The sequence below is a fragment of the Corynebacterium sp. MSK073 genome (assembly GCF_030232085.1).
In the GTDB taxonomy this organism is placed as follows: domain Bacteria; phylum Actinomycetota; class Actinomycetes; order Mycobacteriales; family Mycobacteriaceae; genus Corynebacterium.
In genome coordinates this window covers 36,213-62,301 of record NZ_JASPIY010000004.1, presented here as the reverse complement: position 1 = coordinate 62,301, position 26,089 = coordinate 36,213, and the positions used below count along the sequence as shown (strand labels likewise).

24 protein-coding genes are annotated in these 26,089 nt (G+C 59.1%); 12 read left to right on the top strand and 12 right to left on the bottom strand.

The features are described from left to right. Positions 1-16: 16 nt before the first annotated feature. Positions 17-685 carry an NAD(P)H-binding protein gene (locus QP970_RS03850; protein ID WP_239268160.1) on the bottom strand — a complete coding sequence of 223 codons (669 nt, stop codon included), beginning with the start codon at positions 683-685 and terminating at the stop codon, positions 17-19. Positions 686-800: 115 nt separating this feature from the next. On the opposite strand from QP970_RS03850, the gene QP970_RS03845 reads away from it, so the two are divergent. Together QP970_RS03845 and QP970_RS03840 are read left to right on the top strand one after the other, a co-directional pair. Beyond that, positions 801-1,070 (top strand): ACT domain-containing protein, encoded by a 270-nt coding sequence (locus tag QP970_RS03845; RefSeq protein WP_239268162.1) that lies wholly within the window; start codon positions 801-803, stop codon positions 1,068-1,070. Between the two features lies 1 nt (position 1,071). Then, positions 1,072-2,436: a PFL family protein gene (locus QP970_RS03840; RefSeq protein WP_239268164.1), complete on the top strand. Its 1,365-nt coding sequence runs from the start codon at positions 1,072-1,074 to the stop codon at positions 2,434-2,436. A 59-nt stretch (positions 2,437-2,495) separates the two neighbouring features. On the opposite strand, the gene QP970_RS03835 is transcribed toward QP970_RS03840, so the two are convergent. From QP970_RS03835 to QP970_RS03795, 9 genes are all read right to left on the bottom strand, one after another. Continuing rightward, a complete protein-coding gene (locus QP970_RS03835) occupies positions 2,496-3,824 on the bottom strand; it encodes a DUF2254 domain-containing protein (RefSeq protein ID WP_239268166.1) in 1,329 nt (442 codons plus the stop codon). Between the two features lie 5 nt (positions 3,825-3,829). Next, positions 3,830-5,461 (bottom strand): ABC-F family ATP-binding cassette domain-containing protein, encoded by a 1,632-nt coding sequence (locus QP970_RS03830; RefSeq protein ID WP_284869670.1) that lies wholly within the window; start codon positions 5,459-5,461, stop codon positions 3,830-3,832. A 93-nt stretch (positions 5,462-5,554) separates the two neighbouring features. Then, entirely contained in the window at positions 5,555-5,962 is a 408-nt protein-coding gene (locus QP970_RS03825; RefSeq protein WP_284869669.1) for a metal-sulfur cluster assembly factor, read from the bottom strand. Further along, positions 5,963-6,415 (bottom strand): Fe-S cluster assembly sulfur transfer protein SufU, encoded by a 453-nt coding sequence (gene sufU, locus QP970_RS03820; protein ID WP_005279143.1) that lies wholly within the window; start codon positions 6,413-6,415, stop codon positions 5,963-5,965. Further along, positions 6,415-7,659: a cysteine desulfurase gene (locus QP970_RS03815; RefSeq protein WP_239268172.1), complete on the bottom strand. Its 1,245-nt coding sequence runs from the start codon at positions 7,657-7,659 to the stop codon at positions 6,415-6,417. The genes sufU and QP970_RS03815 overlap by 1 nt, the downstream gene beginning before the upstream one ends. 46 nt (positions 7,660-7,705) lie before the next feature. Next, positions 7,706-8,464: a Fe-S cluster assembly ATPase SufC gene (gene sufC, locus QP970_RS03810; protein ID WP_005279139.1), complete on the bottom strand. Its 759-nt coding sequence runs from the start codon at positions 8,462-8,464 to the stop codon at positions 7,706-7,708. Between the two features lie 28 nt (positions 8,465-8,492). Beyond that, positions 8,493-9,647, bottom strand: a complete 1,155-nt coding sequence (sufD, locus tag QP970_RS03805) for a Fe-S cluster assembly protein SufD (protein ID WP_239268174.1) — start codon at positions 9,645-9,647, stop codon at positions 8,493-8,495. 4 nt (positions 9,648-9,651) lie between these two features. Next, complete coding sequence (gene sufB / locus QP970_RS03800) at positions 9,652-11,091, bottom strand: Fe-S cluster assembly protein SufB (protein ID WP_005283048.1); 1,440 nt, start codon at positions 11,089-11,091, stop codon at positions 9,652-9,654. Further along, entirely contained in the window at positions 11,088-11,825 is a 738-nt protein-coding gene (locus tag QP970_RS03795; protein ID WP_239268176.1) for a helix-turn-helix transcriptional regulator, read from the bottom strand. Before QP970_RS03795 ends, sufB begins: the two co-directional genes overlap by 4 nt. Before the next feature lie 215 nt (positions 11,826-12,040). Here QP970_RS03795 and mptB point away from each other — a divergent pair, with 215 nt between their 5' ends. The 5 genes from mptB (at position 12,041) to QP970_RS03770 (ending at position 17,675) form a co-directional block, all read left to right on the top strand. Further along, on the top strand, positions 12,041-13,765 hold the full coding sequence (mptB, locus tag QP970_RS03790; protein ID WP_284869668.1) for a polyprenol phosphomannose-dependent alpha 1,6 mannosyltransferase MptB: 1,725 nt from the start codon (positions 12,041-12,043) through the stop codon (positions 13,763-13,765). A 6-nt stretch (positions 13,766-13,771) separates the two neighbouring features. Further along, positions 13,772-14,701: an ABC transporter ATP-binding protein gene (locus tag QP970_RS03785; protein WP_284869667.1), complete on the top strand. Its 930-nt coding sequence runs from the start codon at positions 13,772-13,774 to the stop codon at positions 14,699-14,701. An 84-nt stretch (positions 14,702-14,785) separates the two neighbouring features. After that, positions 14,786-15,550: an ABC transporter permease gene (locus tag QP970_RS03780; protein WP_284869666.1), complete on the top strand. Its 765-nt coding sequence runs from the start codon at positions 14,786-14,788 to the stop codon at positions 15,548-15,550. 70 nt (positions 15,551-15,620) lie between these two features. Next, the gene (locus QP970_RS03775; protein WP_284869665.1) at positions 15,621-16,649 is read left to right on the top strand and encodes a COX15/CtaA family protein; all 1,029 of its coding nucleotides are present in this window, start codon (positions 15,621-15,623) and stop codon (positions 16,647-16,649) included. Between the two features lie 57 nt (positions 16,650-16,706). Then, on the top strand, positions 16,707-17,675 hold the full coding sequence (locus tag QP970_RS03770) for a quinone oxidoreductase family protein (RefSeq protein ID WP_284869664.1): 969 nt from the start codon (positions 16,707-16,709) through the stop codon (positions 17,673-17,675). Between the two features lie 53 nt (positions 17,676-17,728). On the opposite strand, the gene QP970_RS03765 is transcribed toward QP970_RS03770, so the two are convergent. Next, on the bottom strand, positions 17,729-18,673 hold the full coding sequence (locus tag QP970_RS03765) for a heme o synthase (protein WP_239268188.1): 945 nt from the start codon (positions 18,671-18,673) through the stop codon (positions 17,729-17,731). 364 nt (positions 18,674-19,037) lie between these two features. Here QP970_RS03765 and tkt point away from each other — a divergent pair, with 364 nt between their 5' ends. The 5 genes from tkt (at position 19,038) to pgl (ending at position 25,619) form a co-directional block, all read left to right on the top strand. After that, positions 19,038-21,110: a transketolase gene (tkt, locus tag QP970_RS03760; RefSeq protein WP_239268305.1), complete on the top strand. Its 2,073-nt coding sequence runs from the start codon at positions 19,038-19,040 to the stop codon at positions 21,108-21,110. A 32-nt stretch (positions 21,111-21,142) separates the two neighbouring features. Then, entirely contained in the window at positions 21,143-22,228 is a 1,086-nt protein-coding gene (tal, locus tag QP970_RS03755) for a transaldolase (RefSeq protein WP_239268190.1), read from the top strand. Between the two features lie 99 nt (positions 22,229-22,327). Beyond that, positions 22,328-23,860 (top strand): glucose-6-phosphate dehydrogenase, encoded by a 1,533-nt coding sequence (gene zwf, locus QP970_RS03750; protein WP_237800863.1) that lies wholly within the window; start codon positions 22,328-22,330, stop codon positions 23,858-23,860. Between the two features lie 14 nt (positions 23,861-23,874). Next, on the top strand, positions 23,875-24,810 hold the full coding sequence (locus tag QP970_RS03745; RefSeq protein ID WP_239268192.1) for a glucose-6-phosphate dehydrogenase assembly protein OpcA: 936 nt from the start codon (positions 23,875-23,877) through the stop codon (positions 24,808-24,810). Between the two features lie 47 nt (positions 24,811-24,857). Continuing rightward, positions 24,858-25,619 carry a 6-phosphogluconolactonase gene (gene pgl, locus QP970_RS03740; protein WP_239268194.1) on the top strand — a complete coding sequence of 254 codons (762 nt, stop codon included), beginning with the start codon at positions 24,858-24,860 and terminating at the stop codon, positions 25,617-25,619. A 145-nt stretch (positions 25,620-25,764) separates the two neighbouring features. On the opposite strand, the gene secG is transcribed toward pgl, so the two are convergent. Continuing rightward, on the bottom strand, positions 25,765-26,001 hold the full coding sequence (secG, locus tag QP970_RS03735; protein WP_005279116.1) for a preprotein translocase subunit SecG: 237 nt from the start codon (positions 25,999-26,001) through the stop codon (positions 25,765-25,767). Between the last annotated feature and the right edge of the window lie 88 nt (positions 26,002-26,089).

Here is a 26,089-nt window from a genome sequence, read left to right as displayed (position 1 = left end):
ATAGTCTGGCTGACTATTAATTAATGGAGCTTACTGGCTTGTCGCCGTCAACGAATACGACTGGAGAGCCCGGAAGCTCCTCGCGGCCCAGTACCTCTACGATGACGTCTGCCACCAGGTCACGAGACGAGGTCTGACCTTCTTGCAGCATCTTGTCCTCAACAAATTCCAGCCCCTGCGCAGGCTCCTCCGTCAGGCCAGCGGGCTTCAGGATGATGTGCGGGATAGAGCTATCGGCTAAGCGGTTGTCCACTTCCTTCTTGGATTCCACGTAGGCGTACCACTTTTCATCGGCTGGATCGGTCGTCGCAACCTGGGAGCCGACATAAGAAATCATGACGAACTGAGGAACGTCTTTGCCCAGCTTTTCTAGGGCCTCGATGGCGGCCAAAGCACCGTCGCGGTCGACGGCCCACGTCAGTTCCGCGCCGCCACGGCCGCCGTTTCCGGCACCCCATACAACTGCGTCATAATCTGCGAATAGTTCGGCCCATTGGTCAACGGACTGCTCGGTAATATCTGCAATAACCGGCGTAGCGTTGGCCTGCTCGATATCGGCCTTTTGCTCTGGGTTACGGATAAGCGAGTGAACCTCGTGGCCAGCTTCCGCTAATTTTGGAGCCGCCAGCAGGCCAACCTTGCCGTGTCCACCGATGTACAAAACCTTTTTCTTAGTATCAGCCATAGCGCCCAATGGTAACAGCGCGATTTTTATGCTGCAGCGGTTCTTTTCAGCGGTGCCAGAACATGCCGCGACCGCGGTGCGAGCGTTACACACCGAACCAGATAGAATACTGACTATGTATGCCATTATGACCGTTACCGGTGCCGATAGCACCGGAATCATTGCCGCAGTGACCACGACCCTTGCTGAACTGGACATCAACGTCGTTGACGTCTCGCAGACCTTGATGGGTGACTACTTCACCATGATCCTCCGCGTCGAATTCGATGCGGATGCCGTATCCATCCAGACCATCAAGGAGCGGATGCGCCCGGTTGCGGAGGAAAAGCAGCAATCCATCCGCATTCAGTCCGAAGACCTCTTTACCGCCATGAACGAGATTTAACATGAGCACGCGTTTTAATACCACCAATATCTTGGACACCATCGAGATGATCGAAAACTATCGTCTCGATATCCGTACCGTGACGATGGGCATTTCCCTGCTGGGATGTACGCGCTCGACCATGGAGGCAACCTGCCAGGCCATCTATGACCGCGTAACGCAGCAAGCAGGCCGCTTGGTTGAGGTATGCGAGGGCATCGAAGGTGAGCTCGGCATCCCGATCGTCAACAAGCGCATCTCCGTCACCCCCATTTCCCTCGTTGTAGCAGGCTTGGACGGCAACCCCGTCGATGCCGCGCAGGCGCTGGATAAGGCCGCGAAGGAGGTGGGCGTTAACTTCGTCGGCGGCTACTCTGCGCTGGTAGAAAAGGGCGCGACGAGCGCAGAGCAAAAACTCATTTCCTCCATCCCCGAAGCCTTGGCCGAGACAGACGTAGTGTGCTCCTCGGTCAATATCGCCAGCTCCCGCGCCGGCATCAACATGGATGCGACGAAGCAAATGGGCGAGGTCATCAAGGAAGCCGCTGAGCTGACCAAGGATGATTCCGCAATCGCCTGCGCCAAGCTCGTCGTCTTTGCCAACTCCGTGGGCGATAACCCGTTTATGGCCGGTGCCTTCCACGGCATCGAGGAGCCTGACTGCGTCGTCTCCGTTGGCGTCTCCGGCCCCGGCGTGGTGGACCGCGCCCTCGGCTCCTTGGAAGGCGCAAGCCTGGATCAGGTGGCTGAGGAAGTGAAGAAGGCAGCCTTCAAGATCACCCGCGCCGGGCAGCTCGTGGGCAATATGGCCTCCGAGCGCCTCGGCGTTCCCTTCGGCATCATTGACCTCTCCTTGGCCCCCACGGCAGAACTCGGCGACTCCGTGGCGCACATCCTCGAGCACATGGGCCTCGATCAGGTGGGCACGCACGGCACGACGGCGGCATTGGCGCTGCTTAACGATGCCGTCAAGAAGGGCGGCATGATGGCATGCTCGCGCGTGGGCGGCTTGTCCGGTTCTTTCATCCCCGTCTCTGAGGACAGGGGCATGATCGATGCCGTAAAGTCCGGCTCCATTTCCATGGACAAGTTGGAGGCCATGACCGCCATCTGCTCGGTAGGCTTTGACATGATCGCACTCCCCGGCGATACCTCTGCGGCCACGATTTCCGGCATGATTGCGGATGAAGCCGCAATCGGCGTGATGAACCATAAGACCACCGCCGTGCGCGTCATTCCGGTACCTGGTGCCAAGGTGGGCGACGAGGTCAGCTTCGGTGGGCTTTTGGGCTATGCACCGATCATCCCGGTCAATCAGGTGGGCAATTCGCAGTTCATCAACCGCGGCGGCTTCATCCCTGCACCGGTACACGGTTTCCGCAACTAGGTGTCGAGTACTCCACGCCTAGGGGGAAGCGCGCCTAGGACAAGCGCGCCAAGCTCCTCTTAGGACTCGGAGTCTTCATTCTCTTCGCCCGGCTTCTCGGATTCTTCCCACCGGGCGAGGTTTGCTTTGAAGTGCTGAAAAGAATCTTCTAACTGGCGCAATTCCACCTCGCCGCCGACCTGGCGGCCGGCATCGGAGTAGATGGCCTCCGCTGCTTCATCTAGGACATTGCGGCGCTCCACGGTGCGCAGCAGCGCGACCGCCTTGGCTAGGTTGTTGAGCAGGCTGAGGTAGATTTCGGCGTTATCGGCCGCATCGCGGCGGATTTGGGTGAACATCGCCTCAATGATCTGTTCGTAGCTAAAGGTTTGATAGTCCAAGCGGAACTCGCCATCGATATGCATGATCCCTTGCGGCAAGCGCTTGTCCCCAATGACCACCAAGATTTGCGTGAAGCGGTCAATGATGTCGATGACCGTATAAGGGTCATTGACGCCGGTGCTTAAAGCGCGGGCGGCAATCTCCGCGAGGTGCCGGGCCGTAAACCGCGGGTCGTGCGCGGAGGCATCCTCACGGTGCTGCGTGACCACGATGTGCTTTTCAATGTTTTCCGGCATGTGCGGCACGCCGTGGGCGATGACCTCTCCTTCAAGCACGAGATCGCCGGGGGCCACACCTAAGTGAACCGCGCAATCTTCTTCGGCCGCCGCTTGGGCAATGGACTCGTAGTCCACGAATTTCAGGTAGCCCGTTTGAGAGCTGCGGGTTGCGTCAGCGGATTCATAGAAATCCGAACCTGGTGCCTTGGAGACCTTCTCTTCCTCGCCACGCTCAATGAGGCGCCGCATGTGCTCTTCCACGTCTTGGGCCACCACGTGCACCACGTGAGACATGCTGATGGACTGCGCGATGTGGACGATGAAATAAATCAAAAAGACCACGCAAATTAGCGCCAAGGCAATGTCGACTGCGACATTCAGCGAGGGAACGTGTTCTTGCTTGCCTTCACCACCGGCGCGCACGGCACGCAGAGAGAGCAGCGAATAGGTAAAGGTCGCCAGGTAGATCCCCAGCGTGGACTGGATGGAGCGGTCCTTCAAAAATTCGTGCAATAGGCGCGGCCCCATCACCGTCACCACTCCGGAAAGCGCGGTCAGGGTGATAAAGAACAGGGTTCCGGCCAGGGACAGCGTGGCGGTGGCCACGGCGGTGAGCAGGCCTTGGGCGCTTTCCGCGCTACCGTCATAGAGCCGAGAGAGCGCCAGGTCGAAGTTGCGATCGAGTGCGAGCATGCCTTCGGCCGCCACGACGGCCACCGCCACTGCAACCGCGGGAATGACCCAAAACTTATCCCGCCAGGCGGGCATCCTCTCGATCAGCGTTTTCATCAGGCTTAAGCCAGCTCGACGATTTCCATGTACTCATCGGACCACAGGTCTTCATCGCCATCTGGCATGATGATCACCCGCTCAGGGTCGAGCGCCTTCACCGCGCCCGGATCGTGGGTAACCAAGACCACCGCGCCCGTGTAGGTATTAAGCGCGTCGAGCACCTGCTCGCGAGAGATGGGGTCGAGGTTGTTGGTCGGCTCATCGAGAAGCAGCACGTTCGCGCGGCTGGAGACCAACGTAGCCAGGGACAGGCGGGTTTTCTCACCGCCAGACAGAGTTCCGGCAGGCTGTTGCAGTTTATCGCCGGAAAACATAAACGCTCCCAGCAGCCCGCGCAGCTCTTGCTGGTCCGCATTGGGGCAGGCCTCAATGGTGTTTTCCCATACGCTCTTATCCGGGTGGATACTGTCGTGCTCCTGCGCAAAGTAGCCAATGCGCAATCCGTGGCCACTGACGATGCCACCCTCACCATCGGTGCGCTCCTCCCCCGCCAAGAGCTTGAGCAAGGTCGTCTTACCGGCACCGTTATACCCCAGGACAACGACCCTGGAGCCCTTATCGATGGCCAGGTCCACACCCGCGAACACCTCCAACGAACCGTACATCTTGGTCAAGCCTTTGGCGTTCATGGGCGTCTTGCCGCACGGGGCGGGCTCGGGGAATTTAATATTGGCTACCTTATCCGCAACGCGCACCTCATCGAGGTCATTCATCATGCGCTCGGCGCGGTTCAGCATCTGCTTCGCCGCAGATGCCTTGGTGGCCTTAGCACCCAATTTGGCGGCCTGCTTTTGCAGCGCGGAGGCCTTCTTTTCGGCATTCGCGCGCTCGCGGCGCCGGCGTGCCTCATCTGTAGCACGGGCATCGAGATACTTCTTATAACCCATGTTGTAGACATCCGCCTCGCCGCGCACCGCGTCGAGGAACCAGACCTTATTACACACGGCCTCGAGCAACTCGACGTCGTGGGAAATCATGACCAGTCCGCCCTCATGCTTGGACAGGAACTGGCGGAGCCAGACGATGGAATCCGCATCTAGGTGGTTGGTCGGCTCATCGAGGAGCAACGTGGTCTGGGATTTACCCGAGCCTTCGCTGGCTGCAAAAAGGATCTGTGCCAGCTCCACGCGGCGGCGTTGGCCACCCGATAGCGTCTTGAGTTTTTGATCCAAAACGCGCTGAGGCAAGCCTAGGTTATCGCAGATTTGGGCGCACTCGGAATCAGCCTCATAGCCGCCCAAGGAGTCGAATTGCTCTTCCAACCGGGAGTATTTACGGATGGCCTTATCGCGGAATTTCTCATCCGTGGCCGTTTCCATCAGCTCTTGCTGCTTGGCCATGCGCCGTTTAATATCATCCAGCCCGCGGGCAGAAAGCACGCGCTCGCGCGCGGTTTGTTCGATATTGCCTTCGCGCGAATCCTGCGGAAGGTAGCCAATCGGACCCGAGCGAGACACCGTGCCGCCATAGGGCTCGGTCTCGCCGGCCAAGATGCGCATGGTCGTGGTCTTTCCCGCACCATTGCGGCCCACTAGCCCGATGCGGTCGCCGGGCTGGACGCGGAGGTGCTGTCCGGGGGCATCGAGAAGCGTGCGGGCGCCTACGCGTACCTCAAAATCATTGGTCACAATCACGACAAGCCAGTCTAGCAATCAAAGCCCAAGGCACTAATTCACGCAAAAAAGCGGCGGTAATACTACCGCCGCTTTCCCACTATTCCGTGGTGATTAAACCGCAAAGCCCAGAGCTTGGAGCTGCTCGCGGCCTTCTTCGGAAATCATGTGTGGGCCCCAAGGCGGCATCCACACCCAGTTGATACGCACGCCATCGGCAAGCTTCTTGCCGGTAACGATGTCCTCAACCTGTTCCGCAATGACGTCGGTCAAAGGGCAGGCCGGCGAGGTCAACGTCATGTTGATCATGGCAAGCTCTTTGCCGTCCTTTTCTTCCAGCCACAGGTCATAGACCAAGCCCAAGTCAACGACGTTGATGCCGAGCTCCGGGTCGATGACATCGCGCATGAACTCGGTGATGTCAAAGGCCTTCGACAGCTGTTCTTCCGTCTGCTCTGGCCGCTCACTGCCTGCGCTGAAGGACGAATTCTCGTTCTGGTAAGGATCTACGGGATCGGTCATTTACTTCTCCACTTCATTGAGCGCATCTGCGGTGGCGGCCTGAAAAGCCTTCCACCCTAGCAGCGCGCATTTAACTCGTGCCGGGTATTGGGAAACACCTGCAAAGGCAACACCATCGCCGATGATGTCCTCATCGCCCTCGTCCTGGCCACGGGAGGTGACCATCTTTTCAAACTCGGCAAGCTTTTTATTGGCTTCCTCCAAGGGCAAGCCGACGATCTCTTCCGCCATGACGGACGTCGATGCCTGCGAGATGGAACAACCTTCGGCGTCGTAGGACACATCTTCAACGGTCTTGCCGTCCGCGGAAAGGTTGACGCGCAACGTGAGCTCATCGCCGCACGAGGGGTTCACGTGGTGAACCTCTGCCTGGAACGGCTCGCGCAACCCCGCGTGTTGCGGATTTTTATAGTGATCCAAGATCACGTCTTGGTACATCGAATCTAGATTCATTAGGCAACTCCAAAGAAATCGCGGGCGGCCTTAATGGCTTCTACCAGCTTATCTACTTCGGCTTCCGTGTTGTACAGGTAAAAGCTAGCGCGCGCGGTCGATTGCGCACCGCAGGCGCGGTGCAGCGGCCACGCGCAGTGGTGGCCTACTCGAATGGAAACGCCTTGGTCATCCAGAACCTGACCCAGATCGTGCGGGTGCACGCCCTCCACGGTAAAGGAGATGGCCGCGCCGCGGTTCTCGGCCGTTTCTGGGCCGATGATGCGCAGGCCCGGAATCTCACGAAGCTGTTCCAAGGCATAAGCGGTGAGCTTTTGCTCGTGGGCATGGATATTATCCATCCCCACCTCCTCGAGGAACTTCACCGCGGCGCCGAGGCCGACGACCTGGCTGGTCATCTGCGTTCCCGCCTCAAATCGCGTGGGCGGTTCCGCGAAGGTGGTTCCTTCCATCTTCACTACCTCGATCATGGAGCCACCCGTGAGGAACGGGGGAAGCTTGCGCAGCAATTCGTCCTTGCCGTAGAGCACGCCCACGCCATTCGGGCCACACATCTTGTGGCCCGAGAATGCGGCGAAATCCACATCCAAGGCATGGAAATCTACCGGCATGTGCGGGACGGACTGGCAGGCATCGAGCACCACCATGGCATCGACCGCACGGGCACGGCGCACCATTTCCTCGACATCGGATACAGCGCCAGTCACATTGGACTGATGAGTAAACGCAACAACCTTGACGGATTCATCAAGCTCGAGCGAATCCAAGTCGATGCGGCCATCGTCAGTCAACGAGTACCACTTCAAGGTGGCACCGGTGCGCTCACAGAGCTGTTGCCAAGGCACGAGGTTGGCGTGGTGCTCAAGCTCCGTGATGACGACGGTATCGCCTTCTCCTACGTACAGCTCGCCCGCGCGCTCATCGGAAAGCGTATAGGCAACCTCATTGAGCGCCTCGGTGGCGTTTTTGGTAAAGGCAATCTCATCGCGGTCCGCACCAACGAAGGCCGCGATGGCCTGCCGGGCCGACTCATAAGCGTTATCCGCCTCTTCAGCCAACTGGTAAGAGCCGCGGTGGACGGGGGCGTTGGTATGGAGAACGAACTCCTCCTCTGCCTTCCACACCGGCAACGGGCGCTGGGAGGTAGCCCCCGAATCCAAGTACACCAGCGGCTTATCGCCGCGCACGGTGCGCTGCAGGATTGGGAACTGCTCCCTAATTGCGTTTACATCAAATCCAGACATAAAACTTCTTCGATTCATCGAGGATGAACCAGCACTGGGCTGGTCTTTACTGCAGGAACTGGTCGTAGCCGTCAGACTCAAGCTGGTCTGCCAGCTCGGCCCCGCCGGTCTTCACAACCTGGCCGTTAGCGAATACGTGCACGAAATCCGGCTGCACGTAGTTCAGGATGCGCTTGTAGTGGGTAATCATCAAGATGCCGCCATTGGTGTCATCCTGGTAGCGGTTGATGCCATCAGAAACGATGCGCAGCGCGTCAACGTCCAAGCCGGAGTCGGTCTCATCCATGACCGCGAACTTGGGCTTTAGGATGTCCAGCTGCATGACCTCGTGGCGCTTCTTCTCGCCACCGGAAAAGCCCTCGTTGACGGAGCGGGAGATGAAGGACTTATCAATCTTCAGGTTCTCGCGAGCCTCAGTAAGTTCCTTATTCCACTCGCGCAGCTTGGGGGCCTCGCCGCGGATGGAGGTCACGGCGGAGCGCATGAACTGCGATACCTTTACGCCCGGCACCTCGGTTGGGTACTGCATGGCCAAAAATAGGCCGGCGCGAGCGCGCTCGTCGACGGGCATGTCGAGGAGGTTTTCGCCATCGAGAAGCACCTCGCCCTCGGTGACCTCGTACTTCGGGTGACCAGCAATGGTGTAGGACAAGGTGGACTTGCCGGAGCCGTTAGGACCCATGATGGCGTGGATCTCGCCGGAGTTAATGGTGAGGTTGACGCCCTTGAGGATTTCCTTGGGCTCGCCGTTTTCTTCGTTCGGCAGAACCTGGGCGTGGAGATTCTTAATTTCCAGAGTAGACATAGTGTGTGGGTTTCCTTCTGTAAGTGCGTTAAGCGGAGATCTTTTCCAGTTCTTCGGAAATGCGGTTTTCCAGTTCCTCGGACAGGGATTGCACCGGGATGCGGTGGATGACCTCATTGAAGAAGCCACGAATGATGAGGCGACGAGCCTCTGCCTCCGGAATGCCGCGCGACATCAGGTAGAACAGCTCAATATCGTCAAAGCGTCCAACCGTTGCGGCGTGGCCGGCGCCGGTGATTTCACCGGTCTCAATCTCCAGGTTCGGGATAGCGTCAGCGCGCGCACCGTCCGTAAGGATGAGGTTATTATTCGTCTCATAGGTATCGGTGCCCTGTGCGTTGGAGCGGATAAGCACGTCTCCTACCCAGCAGGTACGAGCCTCGTTTTTCTTCTCACCCTGCAATGCGCCTTTGTACAGGACATTGGAGCGGCAATTCGGAACCGAGTGATCCACGAGCATGCGGTTTTCGAAGTACTGACCAGAATCGGCGAAGTACACGCCCAGCAACTCAGCGTCGCCGCCGGGAGCGGTGAAGTTCACGCGCGGGACAATGCGCACGACCTCGCCGCCGAAGATGGCGCAGTTATGGCGCAGCACGGCATCGCGCCCCACCTGTGCTACCTGGTTAGACAAGTGGACAGCATCGTTTTCCCAGTCGACGTCCACGATGACGGTCAGGTGTGCGCCATCGCCAAGGATGAACTCCACGTTATCCGCGTGGGTGCCGGAACCAACGTACTTCAGCACAACGGTGGCTTCTGCATGGTGACCGACCTCGATGGAGGTGGCACCGAAAGAGGTCACGTCCTCGCCCTTGCCCGTATAGGTAATGGTGATGGGATCTTCCACCTGCACCTCAGGGTCAATGGCTACCACTTGACCCTCGGGCATGGAGGTCCATGCCTGGGCGGCCACGCGGTCAGAAGGCTTGCCCACGCGGCCAAGACGCTCATCGTCACGGTCTACAGTCTCCGCAGAAACGCCTGGGTGCTCGCTTACCTTGACGTCCTGGGCAACCGCTTGAGCAAACTCCCCGTTGTGCAGGCCCCGCAGCTTGCGCAGGGAAACAAAGCGCCAGACCTCATCGCGGCCGTGCGGTACCGGGAAATCCTCCACGTTGGTAGAGGTAAAGACGTCACCCTTGGTGATCTTATCCGGATTGAATTCGTTCGAAGCGACCATTTCTTTAGCCGACCGATCCTTCCATTTGCAGTTCGATGAGGCGGTTGAGCTCGAGGGCGTACTCCATCGGCAGCTCCTTAGCAATCGGCTCAACGAAGCCACGCACGATCATTGCCATTGCTTCTTCTTCCGCAATGCCGCGGGACATGAGGTAGAACAGCTGCTCTTCAGAAACCTGTGAAACGGTTGCCTCGTGGCCCAACGTGACGTACTCGTTGCGGATGTCGTTATACGGGTATGTGTCCGAACGCGAGATATTGTCCACGAGCAAGGCATCGCATTCCACGTTGGACGTGGAGTGGTGCGCATTCTGGTTGACCTGCACCAAGCCGCGGTAAGCAGCGCGGCCGCCGGCGCGGGCAACGGACTTGGAGACGATATTGGAGGAGGTGTAGGGCGCCATGTGCGTCATCTTCGCACCGGTGTCCTGGAACTGTCCCTCGCCAGCGAAGGCGACGGAAAGTACCTCGCCCTTAGCGTGCGGTCCGGTCATCCACACGGCCGGGTACTTCATGGTGACCTTGGAGCCGATGTTGCCATCGACCCATTCCATGGTGCCGCCTTCTTCCACCTTGGTACGCTTGGTCACCAGGTTGTAGACGTTGCTGGACCAGTTCTGAATCGTCGTATAGCGGCAGCGGCCGCCCTTCTTCACGATGATCTCAACTACCGCGGAGTGCAGGGAGTCAGACTTGTAGATGGGCGCAGTGCAGCCTTCCACGTAGTGAACGTAGGCATCCTCATCCACGATGATGAGGGTGCGCTCGAACTGGCCCATGTTCTCGGTATTAATACGGAAGTAGGCCTGCAGCGGGATATCAACGTGCACGCCTTTCGGCACGTAAATGAAGGAGCCACCGGACCACACTGCGGAGTTGAGCGCGGAGAACTTATTGTCACCGGCAGGAATAACGGTGCCGAAGTGTTCCTTAAAAAGCTCCGGGTAATCGCGCAGCGCGGTATCAGTATCGACGAAGATAACGCCCTGGCTTTCCAGGTCCTCGCGAATCTGGTGGTAGACAACCTCAGACTCGTACTGTGCGGCCACGCCGGCAACCAAGCGCTGCTTTTCCGCCTCAGGGATGCCCAGCTTATCGTAGGTGGCCTTAATATCATCCGGGAGGTCGTCCCAGGTCTGCGCCTGCTCTTCGGTGGACTTGACGTAGTACTTGATCTGGTCAAAGTCGATGCCGGAGAGATCTGCGCCCCAAGAGGGAATAGGCTTCTTATCAAAGATATTCAGAGCCTTGAGACGCTGGTTCAGCATCCACTCGGGCTCGCCCTTCTTTGCGGAAATATCGCGGACAACGTCCTCGTTCAGGCCACGGGCGGCAGAAGCGCCGGCCGAGTCCGAGTCGTGCCAGCCGTACTCATACGCACCAATGGAATCGATGATCTCATCATCGGTCATCTTATTGTCAGGTGCCGATTGTGCTTGGGTCATGACTCGCTCCTTTCAGTATTAGTTTTGACAGGTGTCAAGGGGATATTCGTGGTACAAATTCCGTGGCCATCTGCGATAGACGCCAAAGGTTGTACGTGTTTGCCTAAGAGGGCGGAAAAGACTTCCTGCTCTGCCTCGCACAGTTCGGGATGCTCCGCCGCCACATGGGCAACCGGGCAGTGGTGTTGACAGATTTGCACTCCCTGGCCAGCGCGGTCCACGGTTGCGGCGTACCCGTGCTTATCCAGGGTTTCAGCCAGTTTGCGCGCTACTTCCTCGACCGATTCTTCCGCGTCCACGAAGGGACGCACATCGGCGATGATGCGCTCAAACCGAGCCTTAGCGAAGTTCTTTACAGCCTCTGAACCGCCCGCAGAGCGCAGCGCGGTCAACGCTTCAGAAGCTAATTCATCATAGGCGTGGCCAAATTGCGCACGCCCACGATCCGTCAGGCGGAAGTGCTTTGCCGGTCGCCCACGACCCGCTCCGGAGTGCATCCGCGAACGAGAAACTGGACGGCGCTCGACAACTTCCGTTAGTTCTTCTTCCACCAGAATGTCTAAATGCCGGCGGATCCCGGCGGTCGAAAGACCAAGGCGCTCACCCAGGTAAGAGGCGGTTACAGGGCCATCTTTAAGCAATAGCAGCAGTACCTGGCGGCGGGTATCACCATCCGTGGACCGCGATTCTTTCACCGCCACATGCGCCGCTGCCGCGCGCTGTGAGTTACCCATGCCCTAAAACCTCCCTTCCTTAGGTCAGTTGCCTGCAGCCACCGTGCTCCGTCGCGCCGAAAATACCGTCGCCACGGAAGCTCCATAACTGCGCTTTCATCATTAGACAACACTAGTGTTCCTTAATTCATTCCGGAATGCCACCATTGCAGTTACCGGGCGTGGCAGCGGGGGTAAATTTCCCACCCTACGGTCCTCGCGTAAGGTCTAAAGCCATGAAAGGGAAACTACGGGGAGTGCTCGATAGCGTTAAGGCAGAACTGCCGCGCTTGGGTACCGCAGGTTCTCGTTCCGCACAGTTGCACGCTGAAGGCACAGGCGCGCAAGCCGGTGATACTCGCTACGATTTCATCACCCAAGCGCCAGAGGTCCTCCAGCACACCACAGTCTCCCAAAAGCGCACCTTTTTCATCTTGCGGTGGGCGGGAACCGTCGGATCCCTCCTCATTGCCTTTGGTGCTTTGGGCGCGGGTGCCTTGCCGGTCGTGGGCAACCCTTATGACAATGTGCCCTTTGGCTCGCTCATGTCTCGCATGCTGCAGACCTCGTCTGCGCTCGTCATGGTGGGCGTGGGACTTTTAGTTACGGCCTGGATTTTCCTCGCCCCATTCGTGGGCACCCCGCTGCGCCAGGCCCGACCCGGCGAGCCCGCCAGAGATCGCCCCCGCCGGCTCGTTTCTCCGCGCCAGCTGTGGATCACGTGGGCCGGGTGGGTCATCCCCCTCATCTTCACCGCTCCCTTATTTACCCAAGACATCTATTCTTATTTGGCCAATGGCTCCATCGTGGCCCAAGGGATGGATCCCTATTCCGCCGGCCCGGTGCAGCTCTTGGGTGCTGGCAACGAACTCGCGCGTTCCGTTCCGTTTATCTGGGCAAATTCACCGTCGCCCTATGGGCCAGTTGCCCTGGGGCTGGCGGCCATAGTCAGCATCGCCACCGGAAATTCCATTGTCTTAGGCGTCATCGCCCACCGCCTACTTTCCATCGTAGGAATCATCGTGGCCGGCTGGGCCATCACGCAGCTTGCTCAGCGATGCCGCGTCTCCCCTGCCTCCGCACTATGGCTCGGCATCTTGAACCCGCTGACCATCCTTCACCTCGTCGGCGGTATTCATAATGAATCCATCATGCTTGGATTGTCGTTGTTGGGCATGGAGTTTGGATTAAGGGGCATCGATAAGCTGGGGCAGGATAAAAGAGGGGCCTACTTAGCGCTGATAGCCTCGGGAATTTTCCTATCCAGCGCCGGAATGGTCAAGGTCACCGGCTTTATTGGGCTCGGCTTTATCGGCATGGCTTATGCCCGCCACTTGCACGTGCAGGCGCGCGTGCCGCGCTGGAAGGCCTTATTCACGGCCATCGCCGTGCAGGCTGCGGTGCTCATAGCCACCATTGCGCTCATCAGCCTCATCACGGGCATTAACCTCGGATGGATTACCGGGCAAGGCGGCGCCGCCACGATTCGCTCCTGGCTTTCCCTATCCACGGCTGTGGGAGTGGGCGCCGGTTTCCTCGGGATGTTCTTAGGGCTTGGGGACCATACAGACGCCATATTGACCATCACCCGCAGTTTCGGCGTCTTGGTCGCCGTCGCCTTCATGGCCCGCATGCTGTATGCCACCCTGCGCGGATATATCCATCCCGTCGGCGGCTTGGGAATTTCTACCCTGGTGCTCGTCATTTTCTTCCCAGTGGTCCACCCCTGGTACATCCTGTGGGCCGTTTTGCCGTTGGCGGCGTGGGCGAACCGGCACATCTTCCGGTTTAGCGTCGTTGCCTATACCGGTGCGATGAGCTTTTTCGTACTCCCGCGCGGCTTGGGCCTACCTGCGGGAACGGTGCTTTCCATTTATATCGCCGCTGCCTGCGCATTCGCCGTAGTGGCCGGAGTGTGGTGGGTTGCTATGCGCCGAAATGGAATCCGTGTCTTAAACTAGGCACCCGTGAATGTAATTCCAGCCGATAGCCCCGCCCTGTCCTTGGAAGGTGTGGTAAAGAAATTTGGCCCCACGGCAGCCGTCAACGGGCTCAGCCTGAGCGTTGCACATGGCGAAATATTCTGCCTGCTTGGGCCCAATGGTGCTGGCAAATCCACCACCATCGAAATGTCTGAAGGCTTTATCCACCCCACCGCAGGTTCCATTAAGGTATTGGGCCTTGACCCCAGCACCGCACCAGATAAGGTGCGCGAAAAAGTGGGAATCATGCTGCAAGGCGGCGGATCCTACTCAGGTATCCGCGTGCTAGAGATGTTGGAATTGACGGCTCGCTATAACGCCAATCCACTGCCACCGGAATGGCTGCTAGAAACCTTGGGCCTGCAAGGCGTTGCACGCACGTCCTACCGGCGGCTTTCCGGCGGGCAACAACAGCGGCTATCGCTCGCACTCGCGGTCATCGGCAGGCCAGAGCTGGTTTTCCTCGATGAACCCACCGCGGGCATGGACGCCCAATCCCGTCTCGCCGTGTGGGATCTCATCCGCGCCCTCAAGCGCGACGGGGCCACCGTTATATTGACCACCCACCTGATGGATGAGGCTGAATCGCTGGCAGATCACATCGCCATCATGGATCACGGCGCGCTCGTGGCGCAGGGAACCCCGGCAGAACTTACCTCCCAGGGCGAGGGCGCCGGTTTTAGTTTTAGCGCCAACTCCGCAGTTGACTTGGACGCCTTGCAGCGAATTGGGATCCCCACGACCGCCTCGCGGCCGCTGCACTACAGGGTGAGCCAGCCCAGTTCGCCGGAACTGATTTCCGCCCTCGCCGCCGAGCTCGCCCGGCAAGGCGTGCTTTTGCGAAGCCTGGAATCCCACCACCGGAACCTCGAGGAAGTATTCCTCGATCTCACAGGCAGGCACTTGCGCAGTTGATGAAGCCCTGTGTCCTGTCTTCATCCTAGAATCACCAGTACCTACAACCACCACTTTGAATTTTCAAGGAGTAGGCCCCCGATTATGAGCGCAACGTTTTCCCCCGGCACCTTCCGCCCGGCACCCAAGCGGGCGAGTGCAGTCGCCATCATCCTTGCCCAAGGCGGCATGGAGGCCAAGCTCATGCTGCGCCACGGCGAGCAACAATTGCTCAGCATCATTATCCCGCTCACCATCCTGATTGGGACCGCACACTTGGAATCCACCACCGGCCATGGTCTGCACGAGGTTTTTCCCATGGTGCTTGCGGTGGCGGCGACATCGGCTGGCTTTACCGGGCAAGCCATTTCCCTGGCCTTTGACCGCCGCTACGGGGCCTTAAAGCGCACCGGCGCCTCCGGCGTACCGGCATGGGCGATTATCGGCGGCAAAATCATCGGCGTGTTGACGATGGTGGTATTCCAGATTCTCGTGCTCGGTGCCACGGCCTTTGCCTTGGGCCTGCGCATCAGTGCGCCCGGCATTCTGCTCATGATCGTCTCGCTCATATTTGGCGTCGCTGCCTTTACCGCCATGGGTTTGGTGCTTGGCGGGACCCTCAGCTCTGAGGCCGTACTCGCACTGGCTAACCTCATTTGGTTCATCCTGCTGGCGATCGTCGGATGGGCCCTGTACTCCCAAGGCTTGGGCGATAATGGCCTGCTCAATATCGTTCCTACGGTGGCGCTAGCGGGCGCGCTTGCCGATGCCTCCAATTCCATCTTCCCCGGCATCGAGCTCATTTCCTTGACCGCGTGGCTGGCAGTGGCGTCGTATGCGGCCGTTCGTTGGTTCCGCTTCGACGGCTAAATGTGAGTTATACCCAGTTCCCCGCGAAATAGAGCCAAAGGTTTCGGCTCGCTACACACCCCCTAGTAAGATGCAGCTTGTGAATTACTGGACCAGAACTAAACGCTTTTTTAAAGAAGCCGTCCCTACCGTGGAGCAACAGCGCCTCATCGCGCTGATCCTGATCTTCTGCCAAGGCGGCATCACCGTATCTGGTTCCATCGTCCGCGTCACTGGCTCCGGCCTGGGCTGCCCCACCTGGCCCCAATGCCAGCCTGGTTCCTTGGTGCCGGTCGAAGGCGCAGCCCCGGCAATCCACCAGATCATTGAATTTGGTAACCGCCTACTCACCTTCGTCGATTCCGCCGCCGCCGGCGCGGCAGTCATCGCCATGTATATGGCGTGCCGCCGTCCTGAGCTCAGGGTCTATGCCTGGCTCAACGTGGCCGGCATCGTCCTGCAGGCCGTCATCGGCGGCATCTCCGTGCACTTGGATCTGCGCTGGTGGTCCGTGGCGCTTCACTTCCTGCCCTCCATGGTGCTGGTGTGGCTTGCCTGCATGTTGTACGCCCGCATCAAAGAACCCGATGATGGCACCGCACAGCCGCGCTTCCCACAAGCTATTCGCATCATCGCCGTCATTGCGACCATCGCCCTCTCGATCGTCCTGATTACTGGCACCATGGTGACCGGTTCTGGCGTCCACTCCGGCGACTCCGGAGTGGGAATGGACGGCCGCTTGGATGTAGATACCGAGTCCATGGCCATCGCCCACGCCATGTGCATGTACGTCTACCTCATCTTTACCGCCATTACCGTCTTCCTGCTGTACAAGCACCGCACCCCGCAGGAGACCAAGAGGGCCGGGTGGGTCCTTATCGTCTGCATCCTCATCCAATGGGCGGTGGGCGTCTTGCAGTTCTACCTGGGTGTGCCGCGGTGGACGGTCCCCTTCCACATCGGTATGTCCGCCGTGGTCACCGGCTTTACCGCCCTGCTCTGGGCACACGGGCGCCACCGCGTCGGCGGCACGCCAGACCTCATCTCAGGCTCTCCCGCCGGCGACGATAAATACGCCGTTCGCCAGCACGCATTAAAAGAGGAACGCGCCGCCGTCTAGGACCTAGGCAGCACCATTTTTCTGCAGCTACTGGGCTTTGTGGGATAGCATGGCCCTATGCATGCTATCCAGATCACAGAAACGGGCGGGCCGGAAGTCCTGCGCTACGCCGAGGTTCCTGCGCCCACGCCCACTGAGGACGAAGTCTTAGTCGATGTCACCGTGGCGGGCGTGAACTATATCGATACCTACTACCGCGAGGGTATCTATAACGCCCAGACGCCTTTTATCCCTGGCTTTGAGGGAACGGGGCGCGTTGTCCATGATCCCAAGGGAGAAATTGCGGAGGGCACCCTGGTGGCATGGCACCACGCCTTTGGTTCCTATGCCGAGCAGGTCTGCGTCCCCCGGAATGGCCTTGTCGCCGTACCGGATGATTTCCCCACCGAGATCGCTGCCTCCATGCTGCTACAGGGCATGACCGCCCACTTCCTTTCCCACGGCGTGTATGAGCTTGGCGAAGGCGCCACGTGTCTCATCACCGCTGGTGCGGGCGGCGTGGGCCAGCTGTTGACCCAAATGGCTTCCTCTTTGGGCGCTACGGTCTACACGGTCGTCTCCACCGATGAAAAGGAAGAGATCTCGTACAAGTGCGGCGCCGACCACGTCTTCCGCTACAACGATTGTCTGGGCGAGCAGGTTCGCCGGTTTAATGGCGGCCGCGGCGTCGATGTGGTCTATGACGGCGTGGGGCAATCCACCTTCTTCGAATCGCTCGAGGCCGTTCGCCCGCGCGGCACCGTCGCACTCTTTGGCGCCGCTTCTGGCCCGGTTGAGCCCATCGATCCCCAGCTGCTCAATAAGCATGGCTCCATCTTCTTGACCCGGCCTTCGCTCGGCGCGTGGACGGCGCAAGAGGGCGAATTCCAGATGCGCGCGCAAGCAGTCGTCCAGGCCGTCATGGACGGAGACCTCAAGTTCAACGTATCGGCCTCCTATCCCTTGAAGGAAGCAGAGCAGGCCCACCGCGATCTACAATCGCGCAGCACCACCGGTTCTATTGTTCTGCGGGTAAAGCAGGACTAATGCAGAAAGAAGCGCGAGCCACGAAGGCTCGCGCTTCAGCATGCTACTGGGATCTAAAACAGGGTGGCGGACCAACCAAGCATCCGGCCGATTGGCTCCCAGCCCAAGACGGCATCGATGGACAGGCCAATAAAGAGTACCGATAGGTAGTTATTTGAATAGATAAACAGGCGCATGGGTTTTACCTTTGCGCCTTTCTTTACGCCTTGGTGCAGGCGGATGGCTAGCCATAAGAAGACCGCGCCAGAAGTTACGGCGGCGATGAGGTAAATCCACGATGCCGCGGGAACGATAAGCAGCGTGACGATGACCGTGCCGACGGAATACCACACAATCTGGCGGGTTACCTCTTGTTCCGTTGCCACTACCGGCAGCATCGGCACCCCAGCCTTGCGGTAATCTTCCTTGTATTTCATGGCCAAGGCCCAAGTGTGTGGCGGGGTCCAGAAAAAGATAATAAGGAATAGGACTATTGCCTGCCACCAGCGGTCGGGCTCGCCTGCTGGCGCGTTATCGCGGATGACTGCCCAGCCCACCATGGCCGGCATGCACCCCGCTAAACCGCCCCACACGATGTTTTGGGCATTGCGCATCTTCAAAAACTTGGTGTAGACGAAGACGTAGAAAAAGTTCGTCAGAATGACGAAGAACGCCGCCAACCAAGAATTGGCCAGGATTCCCAGCCAAAGCACCGAAACCACGAGCATGATCCAGGCGAAAATCGCCGCATTCCGCTTCGAAATCGTGGCGCGCACTAGCGGCCGCGCGCGGGTGCGTTGCATCTTCTGGTCAATTTCATAATCGACCACGTTATTAAAGGTATGGGCGGCCGCAGCGCCCATCCATCCGCCGAAAATGGTGGAAATGATGAGCCAGATATTTTCAGAAACCGCCTCAACGCCCCGTTGTGCTTGGAGCATCGCCGGAATTGCGGCCACGAGGAGGAGTTCAATAATCCTCGGCTTCGTTAGCGCAAAATAGGCCTTGATGGTCTCCAAGGAATTCCTCCACTATCTGAACAGACGTTGATCTACAGCACACACGCTACACAGTGCGGTATGCCCACGGTGTAGTGGTCGCACACCCCGGCACAAAAGTTCCGGAGAATTAATTCACACTATGGCTTACATTTAAAATGCGCTACACATGGATCGTATCAATGCAGCGGAAATGCAGAGAGTAACTAATGCTGTGCCGTACACCGCTTAGCCATGCCAGCTTACCGGTTCCCCGCGGCTTTCAATAATTCCGCACCGCCGTCAAAAAAGTAACTAGACTGTGTGGAGTTCAGTAATTAACGCCTAGATTTAAGCGAGGCCTTATACCGTGTCGAAAGATAATTTGTCCCCAGACCTGCAAGCTATGGTCGAGCGCCGTTATCCGGACGACTGGACAGACACTGATACTCGCGCGGTCGACACTGTGCGCGTGCTTGCTGCCGATGCCGTCCAAAACTGCGGCTCCGGACACCCGGGCACGGCGATGTCGCTGGCTCCCCTCGCCTATACGCTCTACCAGCGCGTTATCAATCACGACCCCAATGACGTGAATTGGGCAGGCCGCGACCGCTTCGTATTGTCTGTCGGCCACTCTTCCCTGACCCTTTACATCCAGCTCTTCTTGGGTGGATTCGGTTTGGAGATGAAAGATCTCGAGCAGCTCCGCACCTGGGGCTCCCTTACCCCTGGCCACCCTGAGGTGCACCACACCGATGGCGTGGAGATCACCACCGGCCCACTCGGCCAGGGTCTGGCATCTTCGGTAGGTATGGCGATGGCCGCCCGCAAAGAGCGCGGCCTCTTCGATCCTGAGGCACCAGTCGGCCAATCCCCCTTCGATCATTACGTCTACACCATTGCCTCCGACGGCGACCTGCAGGAAGGCGTAACCGCTGAGGCATCGTCTTTGGCTGGTACCCAGAAGCTGGGCAACCTGATTGTCTTCTGGGATGACAACCGCATTTCCATCGAGGATGACACCAATATCGCCTTCAATGAGGACGTCGCTGCGCGCTATGAGGCATACGGCTGGCACGTCCAGACCGTTGAGTCCGGCGAGGACGTCGTTGCCATTGAAGAGGCAGTGCGCAATGCACAGCAGGAAACAGAGCGCCCCTCCTTCATCCGCGTGAAGACAGTCATTGGCTACCCTGCCCCGACCAAGATGAACACCGGCGGCGTCCACGGCGCCGCGCTTGGCGATGACGAAGTTGCCGCCACCAAGGAAGTCCTCGGCTTCGACCCAGAAAAGACCTTCCACATTGATGATGAGGTCTTGGCCCACACCCGCAAGCTGCGCGATCGTGGCGCTGAAAAGCACGCGCAGTGGCAAGAGAAGTTCGACGCGTGGGCAGCGGACAACGCCGAAAATAAGGCGCTCTTTGACCGCATGAGCGCCCGCGAATTGCCGGAGAACTTCGATGCCGAGCTCCCCGCATGGGAGCCAGGGGATGCGATTGCCACCCGTAAGGCCTCTGAGGCGACCATTCAGGCGCTGGCCGCCGCTTTGCCCGAAATGTGGGGCGGATCGGCCGACCTGGCGGGGTCCAATAACACCGTGATTAAGGGCGCGGATTCCTTCGGCCCTGAAAACATCACCACCAATAAGTGGTCCGCACAGCCTTATGGCCGCAACCTTCACTTTGGCATCCGCGAGCACGCGATGTCCGCCATCATGAACGGCATCGCCCTCCACGGAAATACCCGCGTATATGGCGGTACATTCCTGATCTTCTCCGAGTATCAGTACCCTGCCGTGCGCCTCGGCTCGCTGATGTCTACCGATACCTACTACGTGTGGACGCACGATTCCATTGGTTTGGGCGAAGACGGCCCTACCCACCAGCCGGTAGAAACCCTGTCAGCCTTGCGCGCCATTCCGAATTTGTCCGTCATCCGGCCTGCCGATGCCAATGAAACCGCGCAAGCTTGGGCCGCAGCGATGGAATACAAGGCAGCCCCGAAGGGCCTTGCGCTCAGCCGCCAGAACCTCCCCATCTTGGAAGGCACCAAGGAAAAGGCACACGATGGCGTTCGCCGCGGTGCCTACACCTTGGTCGCAGGCTCCAAGGATGAGCCCGATGTCATCTTGCTGGCCACCGGCTCGGAGGTACAGCTAGCCGTCGAGGCCGCCCAGCAGCTCGAAAGCGAAGGCACGGCCGCTCGCGTGGTATCCGCGCCGTGCCTGGAGTGGTTCGACGAGCAGGACGCAGAGTACCGCGAATCGGTTCTGCCCAGCAGCGTGAGGGCCCGCGTTTCCGTCGAGGCCGGCCTCGCTCAGTCCTGGCACAAGTACACTGGTACTTTCGGCCGCAACGTCTCCCTAGAGCACTACGGGGCCTCCGCTCCCGGCGATGAGCTCTTCGAAAAGTTTGGCTTTACCTCTGCTGCGGTGGCCGATGCCGCACGCGAGAGCATCGCCGAAGCCCAAAGCTAAGCCCCACCTCACCGACGCTAAAAGGAATGACTATGAACAACATTTCTGAACTTGCCCAATTGGGCACCTCCACGTGGCTCGATGATCTCTCGCGCCAGCGCTTGGAATCCGGAAACTTGAAGGAGATTATTTCCTCCAAGTCCATCGTGGGCGTAACCACCAACCCGGCCATCTTCGCCACCGCCATGACCAGCGGCACGGCCTATGACGAAGACCTGGCGGCCTTGAAGGAGAAGAACGCTTCGGCCGATGAAGCCGTCTACTCCCTGGCCATTACGGACGTACAAAACGCCTGTGACCTTTTTGCCGATATCTATGCTGAGACCGACGGCCAGGATGGCCGCGTATCCATCGAGGTGGATCCGCGCATCTCCGACGATGCCGCGGCAACTCTCAAGCAGGCCCGCGAACTGTGGGACCAGGTGGCCCGCCCCAATGCGATGATCAAGATTCCGGCTACCAAGGGCTCCCTCCCCGCTATCGAGGATGCCTTGGCAGAGGGAATCAGCGTCAATGTCACCCTGATCTTCTCGGTGTCTCGCTACCGCGAGGTCATCGCCGCATTCCGGGCCGGGCTCAAGCGCGCGGCTGATAATGGCAAAGACGTTACCAAGATTCACTCGGTCGCATCGTTCTTCGTCTCCCGCCTAGATACGGAAGTTGATAAGCGCTTGGAGGCTATCGGTTCCGATGAGGCCCTGTCCCTCCGCGGCAAGGCCGGTGTTGCCAACGCGCAGCGTGCCTACGCCCTCTTCCAAGAGGAATTGCTCGGTGATAACGGCCTCCCCGAAGGCGCGCCCGTACAGCGTCCACTGTGGGCTTCCACCGGCGTGAAAAACCCCGACTACCCAGCAACGCTGTACGTGACCGAGCTGGCTGGCCCGCACACGGTAAATACCATGCCGGAAAAGACCATTGATGCGGTACTGCAGGAGGGTGGATTCCACGGCGATACCCTCTCCACCGCCGGCGAAGAAGCCGAGAAGGTCTTCTCCCAGCTCGAATCGGTGGGCATTGACCTAGAAGATGTCTTCGCGGTCCTCGAGCGCGAGGGCGTGGATAAGTTCGTCGCCGCGTGGAATGACCTCCTTGATTCCCTCAAACAACGACTCGCGTAAACTACGACCGTGGTCCTAGCCCCGCCGGATAGCCGGCGGGGCATTATGCCGCCACTAGTTGAAAGACTACTTAGCTTTTCCCTCCAGGAAGGATAATCCGTGACGGACTCAGCCGCTTGGGTCAATCCCTTGCGTAATGCCGCCGATAAACGATTGCCACGCATCGCGGGCCCCGCGGGCATGGTCATCTTTGGTGTGACCGGCGATTTAGCTTTCAAAAAGCTCCTGCCGGCCATCTATGACCTTGCCAGCCGCGGTCTCTTGCCCGCTGGCTTCACGCTCGTCGGCTATGGCCGCAGGGACTGGGATAACGCGGACTTCTGCGATTATTTCCGCAGCGCGGTAGAAGCCGGTGCCCGCACTGACTTTAACCACGACGTGTGGGAGCACTTATCCCAAGGAATCGAGTTCGTGCAAGGCTCCTTCGACGATGAGGGCTTCGACAAGCTTTCTGCGCGGTTGGCCGAGCTGGATAAAGCCCGCGGCACGGGAAGCAACTGGGCATACTACCTTTCGGTGCCGCCAGAGTTTTTCTCCGATATCTGCCACCAATTGGAACGCGTGGGCATGGCCAATTCCATGGAGGACTCGTGGCGCCGAGTGATCATCGAAAAGCCGTTTGGCCACGACCAGGAATCTGCGCGCGAGCTCAATGAGATCGTCAACGCGGTCTTCCCAGAATCTGCTGTCTTCCGCATCGATCACTACCTGGGTAAAGAGACCGTGCAAAACATCATGGCGCTGCGGTTTGCTAACCAGATTTTTGAGCCGATGTGGAACGCGCACTATATCGACCACGTGCAAATCACCATGGCCGAAGATATTGGGCTTGGCGGCCGTGCTGGCTATTATGACGGAATCGGCGCGGCCCGAGACGTCATTCAGAACCACCTCCTGCAGCTGCTCGCCCTCGTGGCAATGGAAGAGCCTTCCTCCTTTGAACCGGAGGCGCTGCGCGCTGAAAAGGTCAAGGTGCTGCGCGCTACGCAGCCGGTCCATCCGCTCAATAAAACCACCGCCCGTGGCCAGTACACCGCTGGCTGGCAGGGCTCGGAATACGTGAAGGGCTTGCGTGAGGAGGAGGGCTTCGATCCCGCCTCCACTACTGAGACCTATGCGGCGTGCACGTTGGAGGTCAACTCTCGGCGCTGGGGAGGCGTGCCTTTCTACCTGCGCACCGGAAAGCGCTTGGGGCGTCGAGTCACCGAGATCGCCTTGGTCTTCAAGGCCGCACCGAACCAGCCCTTTGTCGATGGCGAAACCGATGCCCTCGGCCAAAATGCCGTGGTCATCCGCGTTCAGCCCGATGAGGGCGTGACCATGCGCTTTGGCTCAAAGGTCCCGGGCTCCACCATGGAAGTCCGCGATGTGAATATGGACTTCGCCTACGCCGAGGCCTTTACCGAGGAGTCCCCGGAGGCCTATGAGCGCCTCATCTTGGATGCGCTCCTCGATGAATCATCCCTGTTTCCCACTAATGAGGAAGTCGAGCTATCGTGGTCCATTTTGGATCCGATCCTCGATTATTGGTCCAAGCATGGTGAGCCCGAAGATTATAAGGCGGGCACCTGGGGGCCCACTTCAGCCGATAAGATGCTGCGCCGCCGGGGCCATTCCTGGCGCCGCCCATAGAAGGGACGTAGTCAATGATTATCCCATTGCCTAATACCACCACCGGTGAAATTGCCAAGAAGCTTGTCGATGCCCAGGAGCATTACACCCGCACCACGGGCCGGGTGCTCACCCTCATCGTTGAGGCACAAGAAGGCGACGATCTCGAGCAAATCCTTGCCTCTGTGCGCGATGCCTCTCATGAGCACCCCTCCCGCGTGCTCGTGGTGGTCCCCGGCGATCCAAATACTGATACCCAGCTCGATGCCCAGCTCCGCGTCGGTGGCGAGGCCGGTGCGTCCGAGACCGTCGTCATGCAATTGCACGGGGCGCTGGCGGATCAAGCCGAGTCCGTGCTCACCCCGCTCTTGCTGCCGGATACCCCGCTGGTTGCGTGGTGGCCGAACCTGTGCCCGCAGGTTCCCTCCGAAAGCCCCGTGGGCAAGTTGGCGCAGCGCCGCATCACCAACGTGGCGCATAAAGGCACCGTGGGCGAGCAGGATCTGCGCGCGCTTTCTAATGGCTACTCCCCCGGCGATTCCGATATGTCCTGGGCCTCCATTACCTTGTGGCGCGGCGTCGTCGCATCGGCACTCGACCACCATCCCCATGAAAAGGTGCTATCGGTAGAGGTCGCCGGCCCCGCCGGGCATCCCGCGCCAAACTTCGCTGCGGGGTGGCTGCTTGACCGCCTGAGCGTCCCGGTACAGCGCATGGCCGAGGAAGCTAATAGTGACTATTTCCCGGTTACCCACCTGCGCTTTAACCGGGAGACGACCCACGTCGATGTGGATGTCGTGGATGAGCGCACCGTGCGGGTGCGCGTGCCTGGTACGCCAGACTCGCTGGTCAGCTTGAGCCCGCGCACGCAAACCGAAATCCTCTCCGAGGAATTGCGGCACCTCGACGCCGATAAAACTTATGCTCAGGCGCTGCGTGCTCTGGGAGAAGTAGACTACAGTAAGCTTTAATAGCGCACTTGCTCATACCGATTCTTTGCAAAGGATTCTGATACCGAATGGTAACGCTTCACCGCGTCAGCGATGTAGATGACCTTATTTCCCAAGCCGCACTCAAATTTATTGAGACCATCGCCGGTATTCAGGCCGGCAATGGTGGCCTCCATGGTGACGGCGTGGCAAGAGTCGTACTAACTGGCGGGGGCGCAGGAATTGGGCTCCTGCACGAGCTCGCGCGCTTGGACTTCGCCGCCCAGCAGCAAGGCGAGAACTACCCTGCCCTGCGCATCGATTGGTCCCGCGTGCACATCTTCTTTGGCGATGAGCGCAATGTCCCGGTCAGCGACCCAGATTCCAACGAAGGCCAAGCGCGTTCCGCGCTGCTCGATCACGTGGATATCCCGGATCAGAATATCCACGGTTTCGACCTCGGTGCGGTCTCCATGGAGGCGGCCGCAAATGCCTACGAGCCAGAGTTGAAGGACTTCGCACCTTTAGGCTTCGATCTACACCTTTTGGGCATGGGCGCAGAAGGCCACATTAACTCCATGTTCCCCCACTCTCCTGCCATCCGTGAGCAGGAAGAACTCGCGGTACCGGTACACGATTCGCCGAAGCCGCCCAGCGAGCGCATCACCCTGACGCTGCCGGCGGTCAACAGGTCTGAGCGCGTCTGGCTCTTGGTTGCCGGGGAGGAAAAGGCCGCTGCCGCAAAGAACATCGTTGACGGCGTCGACGCTGAAGAGTGCCCGGCCGCTGGTGCGCAAGGGACGAAGGAAACGATCCTCTTCCTTGCAGACGATGCCGCGCAGGAGCTGTAAAGCCAGCAGCGCCGGCACCGCCGCTTAACGCATACAGCGCCGGTACCTCGGTCCCTTCTTGCGAAAGGTTAAGGGACTGACGTACCGGCGCTGTTTTGCGCGGTTGGCCGCCGCTAGCGGTTAGCGGGGGCCTGCTGCGTGCTTCCTAGGAAGCGTAGGCCTGGATAAGGTTAAGGCCAACGATGCAGGCCAACCAGATAATCACCATGACGACGGTATAGCGGTCTAGGTTCTTTTCCACCACGGTCGAACCGGACAGGTTCGATTGCACGCCGCCGCCGAAAAGGCTAGACAGGCCGCCGCCTTTGCCCTTGTGTAAAAGCACAAAGATGGACATCAAAATAGCTGAAATTAGCAAAATGATTTCCAGTGCTAAGACCATGAGGTTCTTCCTTTTCTCAACGTGCGCCCAGTGGCACCTTCGATGTACTACCGAAAGTCACGCTAGCCACCGGCGCGAAGTACTTACC

Excerpts from the sequence above, each read along its gene's own strand:
- QP970_RS03850 (WP_239268160.1), bottom strand. The coding sequence starts at position 685 with ATGGCTGATACTAAGAAAAAGGTTTTGTACATCGGTGGACACGGCAAG.
- QP970_RS03845 (WP_239268162.1), top strand. The coding sequence starts at position 801 with ATGTATGCCATTATGACCGTTACCGGTGCCGATAGCACCGGAATCATT.
- QP970_RS03840 (WP_239268164.1), top strand. The coding sequence starts at position 1,072 with ATGAGCACGCGTTTTAATACCACCAATATCTTGGACACCATCGAGATG.
- QP970_RS03835 (WP_239268166.1), bottom strand. The coding sequence starts at position 3,824 with ATGAAAACGCTGATCGAGAGGATGCCCGCCTGGCGGGATAAGTTTTGG.
- QP970_RS03825 (WP_284869669.1), bottom strand. The coding sequence starts at position 5,962 with ATGACCGATCCCGTAGATCCTTACCAGAACGAGAATTCGTCCTTCAGC.
- sufU (WP_005279143.1), bottom strand. The coding sequence starts at position 6,415 with ATGAATCTAGATTCGATGTACCAAGACGTGATCTTGGATCACTATAAA.
- QP970_RS03815 (WP_239268172.1), bottom strand. The coding sequence starts at position 7,659 with ATGTCTGGATTTGATGTAAACGCAATTAGGGAGCAGTTCCCAATCCTG.
- sufC (WP_005279139.1), bottom strand. The coding sequence starts at position 8,464 with ATGTCTACTCTGGAAATTAAGAATCTCCACGCCCAGGTTCTGCCGAAC.
- sufD (WP_239268174.1), bottom strand. The coding sequence starts at position 9,647 with ATGGTCGCTTCGAACGAATTCAATCCGGATAAGATCACCAAGGGTGAC.
- sufB (WP_005283048.1), bottom strand. The coding sequence starts at position 11,091 with ATGACCCAAGCACAATCGGCACCTGACAATAAGATGACCGATGATGAG.
- QP970_RS03795 (WP_239268176.1), bottom strand. The coding sequence starts at position 11,825 with ATGGGTAACTCACAGCGCGCGGCAGCGGCGCATGTGGCGGTGAAAGAA.
- mptB (WP_284869668.1), top strand. The coding sequence starts at position 12,041 with ATGAAAGGGAAACTACGGGGAGTGCTCGATAGCGTTAAGGCAGAACTG.
- QP970_RS03780 (WP_284869666.1), top strand. The coding sequence starts at position 14,786 with ATGAGCGCAACGTTTTCCCCCGGCACCTTCCGCCCGGCACCCAAGCGG.
- QP970_RS03775 (WP_284869665.1), top strand. The coding sequence starts at position 15,621 with ATGCAGCTTGTGAATTACTGGACCAGAACTAAACGCTTTTTTAAAGAA.
- QP970_RS03770 (WP_284869664.1), top strand. The coding sequence starts at position 16,707 with ATGCATGCTATCCAGATCACAGAAACGGGCGGGCCGGAAGTCCTGCGC.
- tkt (WP_239268305.1), top strand. The coding sequence starts at position 19,038 with ATGGTCGAGCGCCGTTATCCGGACGACTGGACAGACACTGATACTCGC.
- tal (WP_239268190.1), top strand. The coding sequence starts at position 21,143 with ATGAACAACATTTCTGAACTTGCCCAATTGGGCACCTCCACGTGGCTC.
- QP970_RS03745 (WP_239268192.1), top strand. The coding sequence starts at position 23,875 with ATGATTATCCCATTGCCTAATACCACCACCGGTGAAATTGCCAAGAAG.
- pgl (WP_239268194.1), top strand. The coding sequence starts at position 24,858 with ATGGTAACGCTTCACCGCGTCAGCGATGTAGATGACCTTATTTCCCAA.
- secG (WP_005279116.1), bottom strand. The coding sequence starts at position 26,001 with ATGGTCTTAGCACTGGAAATCATTTTGCTAATTTCAGCTATTTTGATG.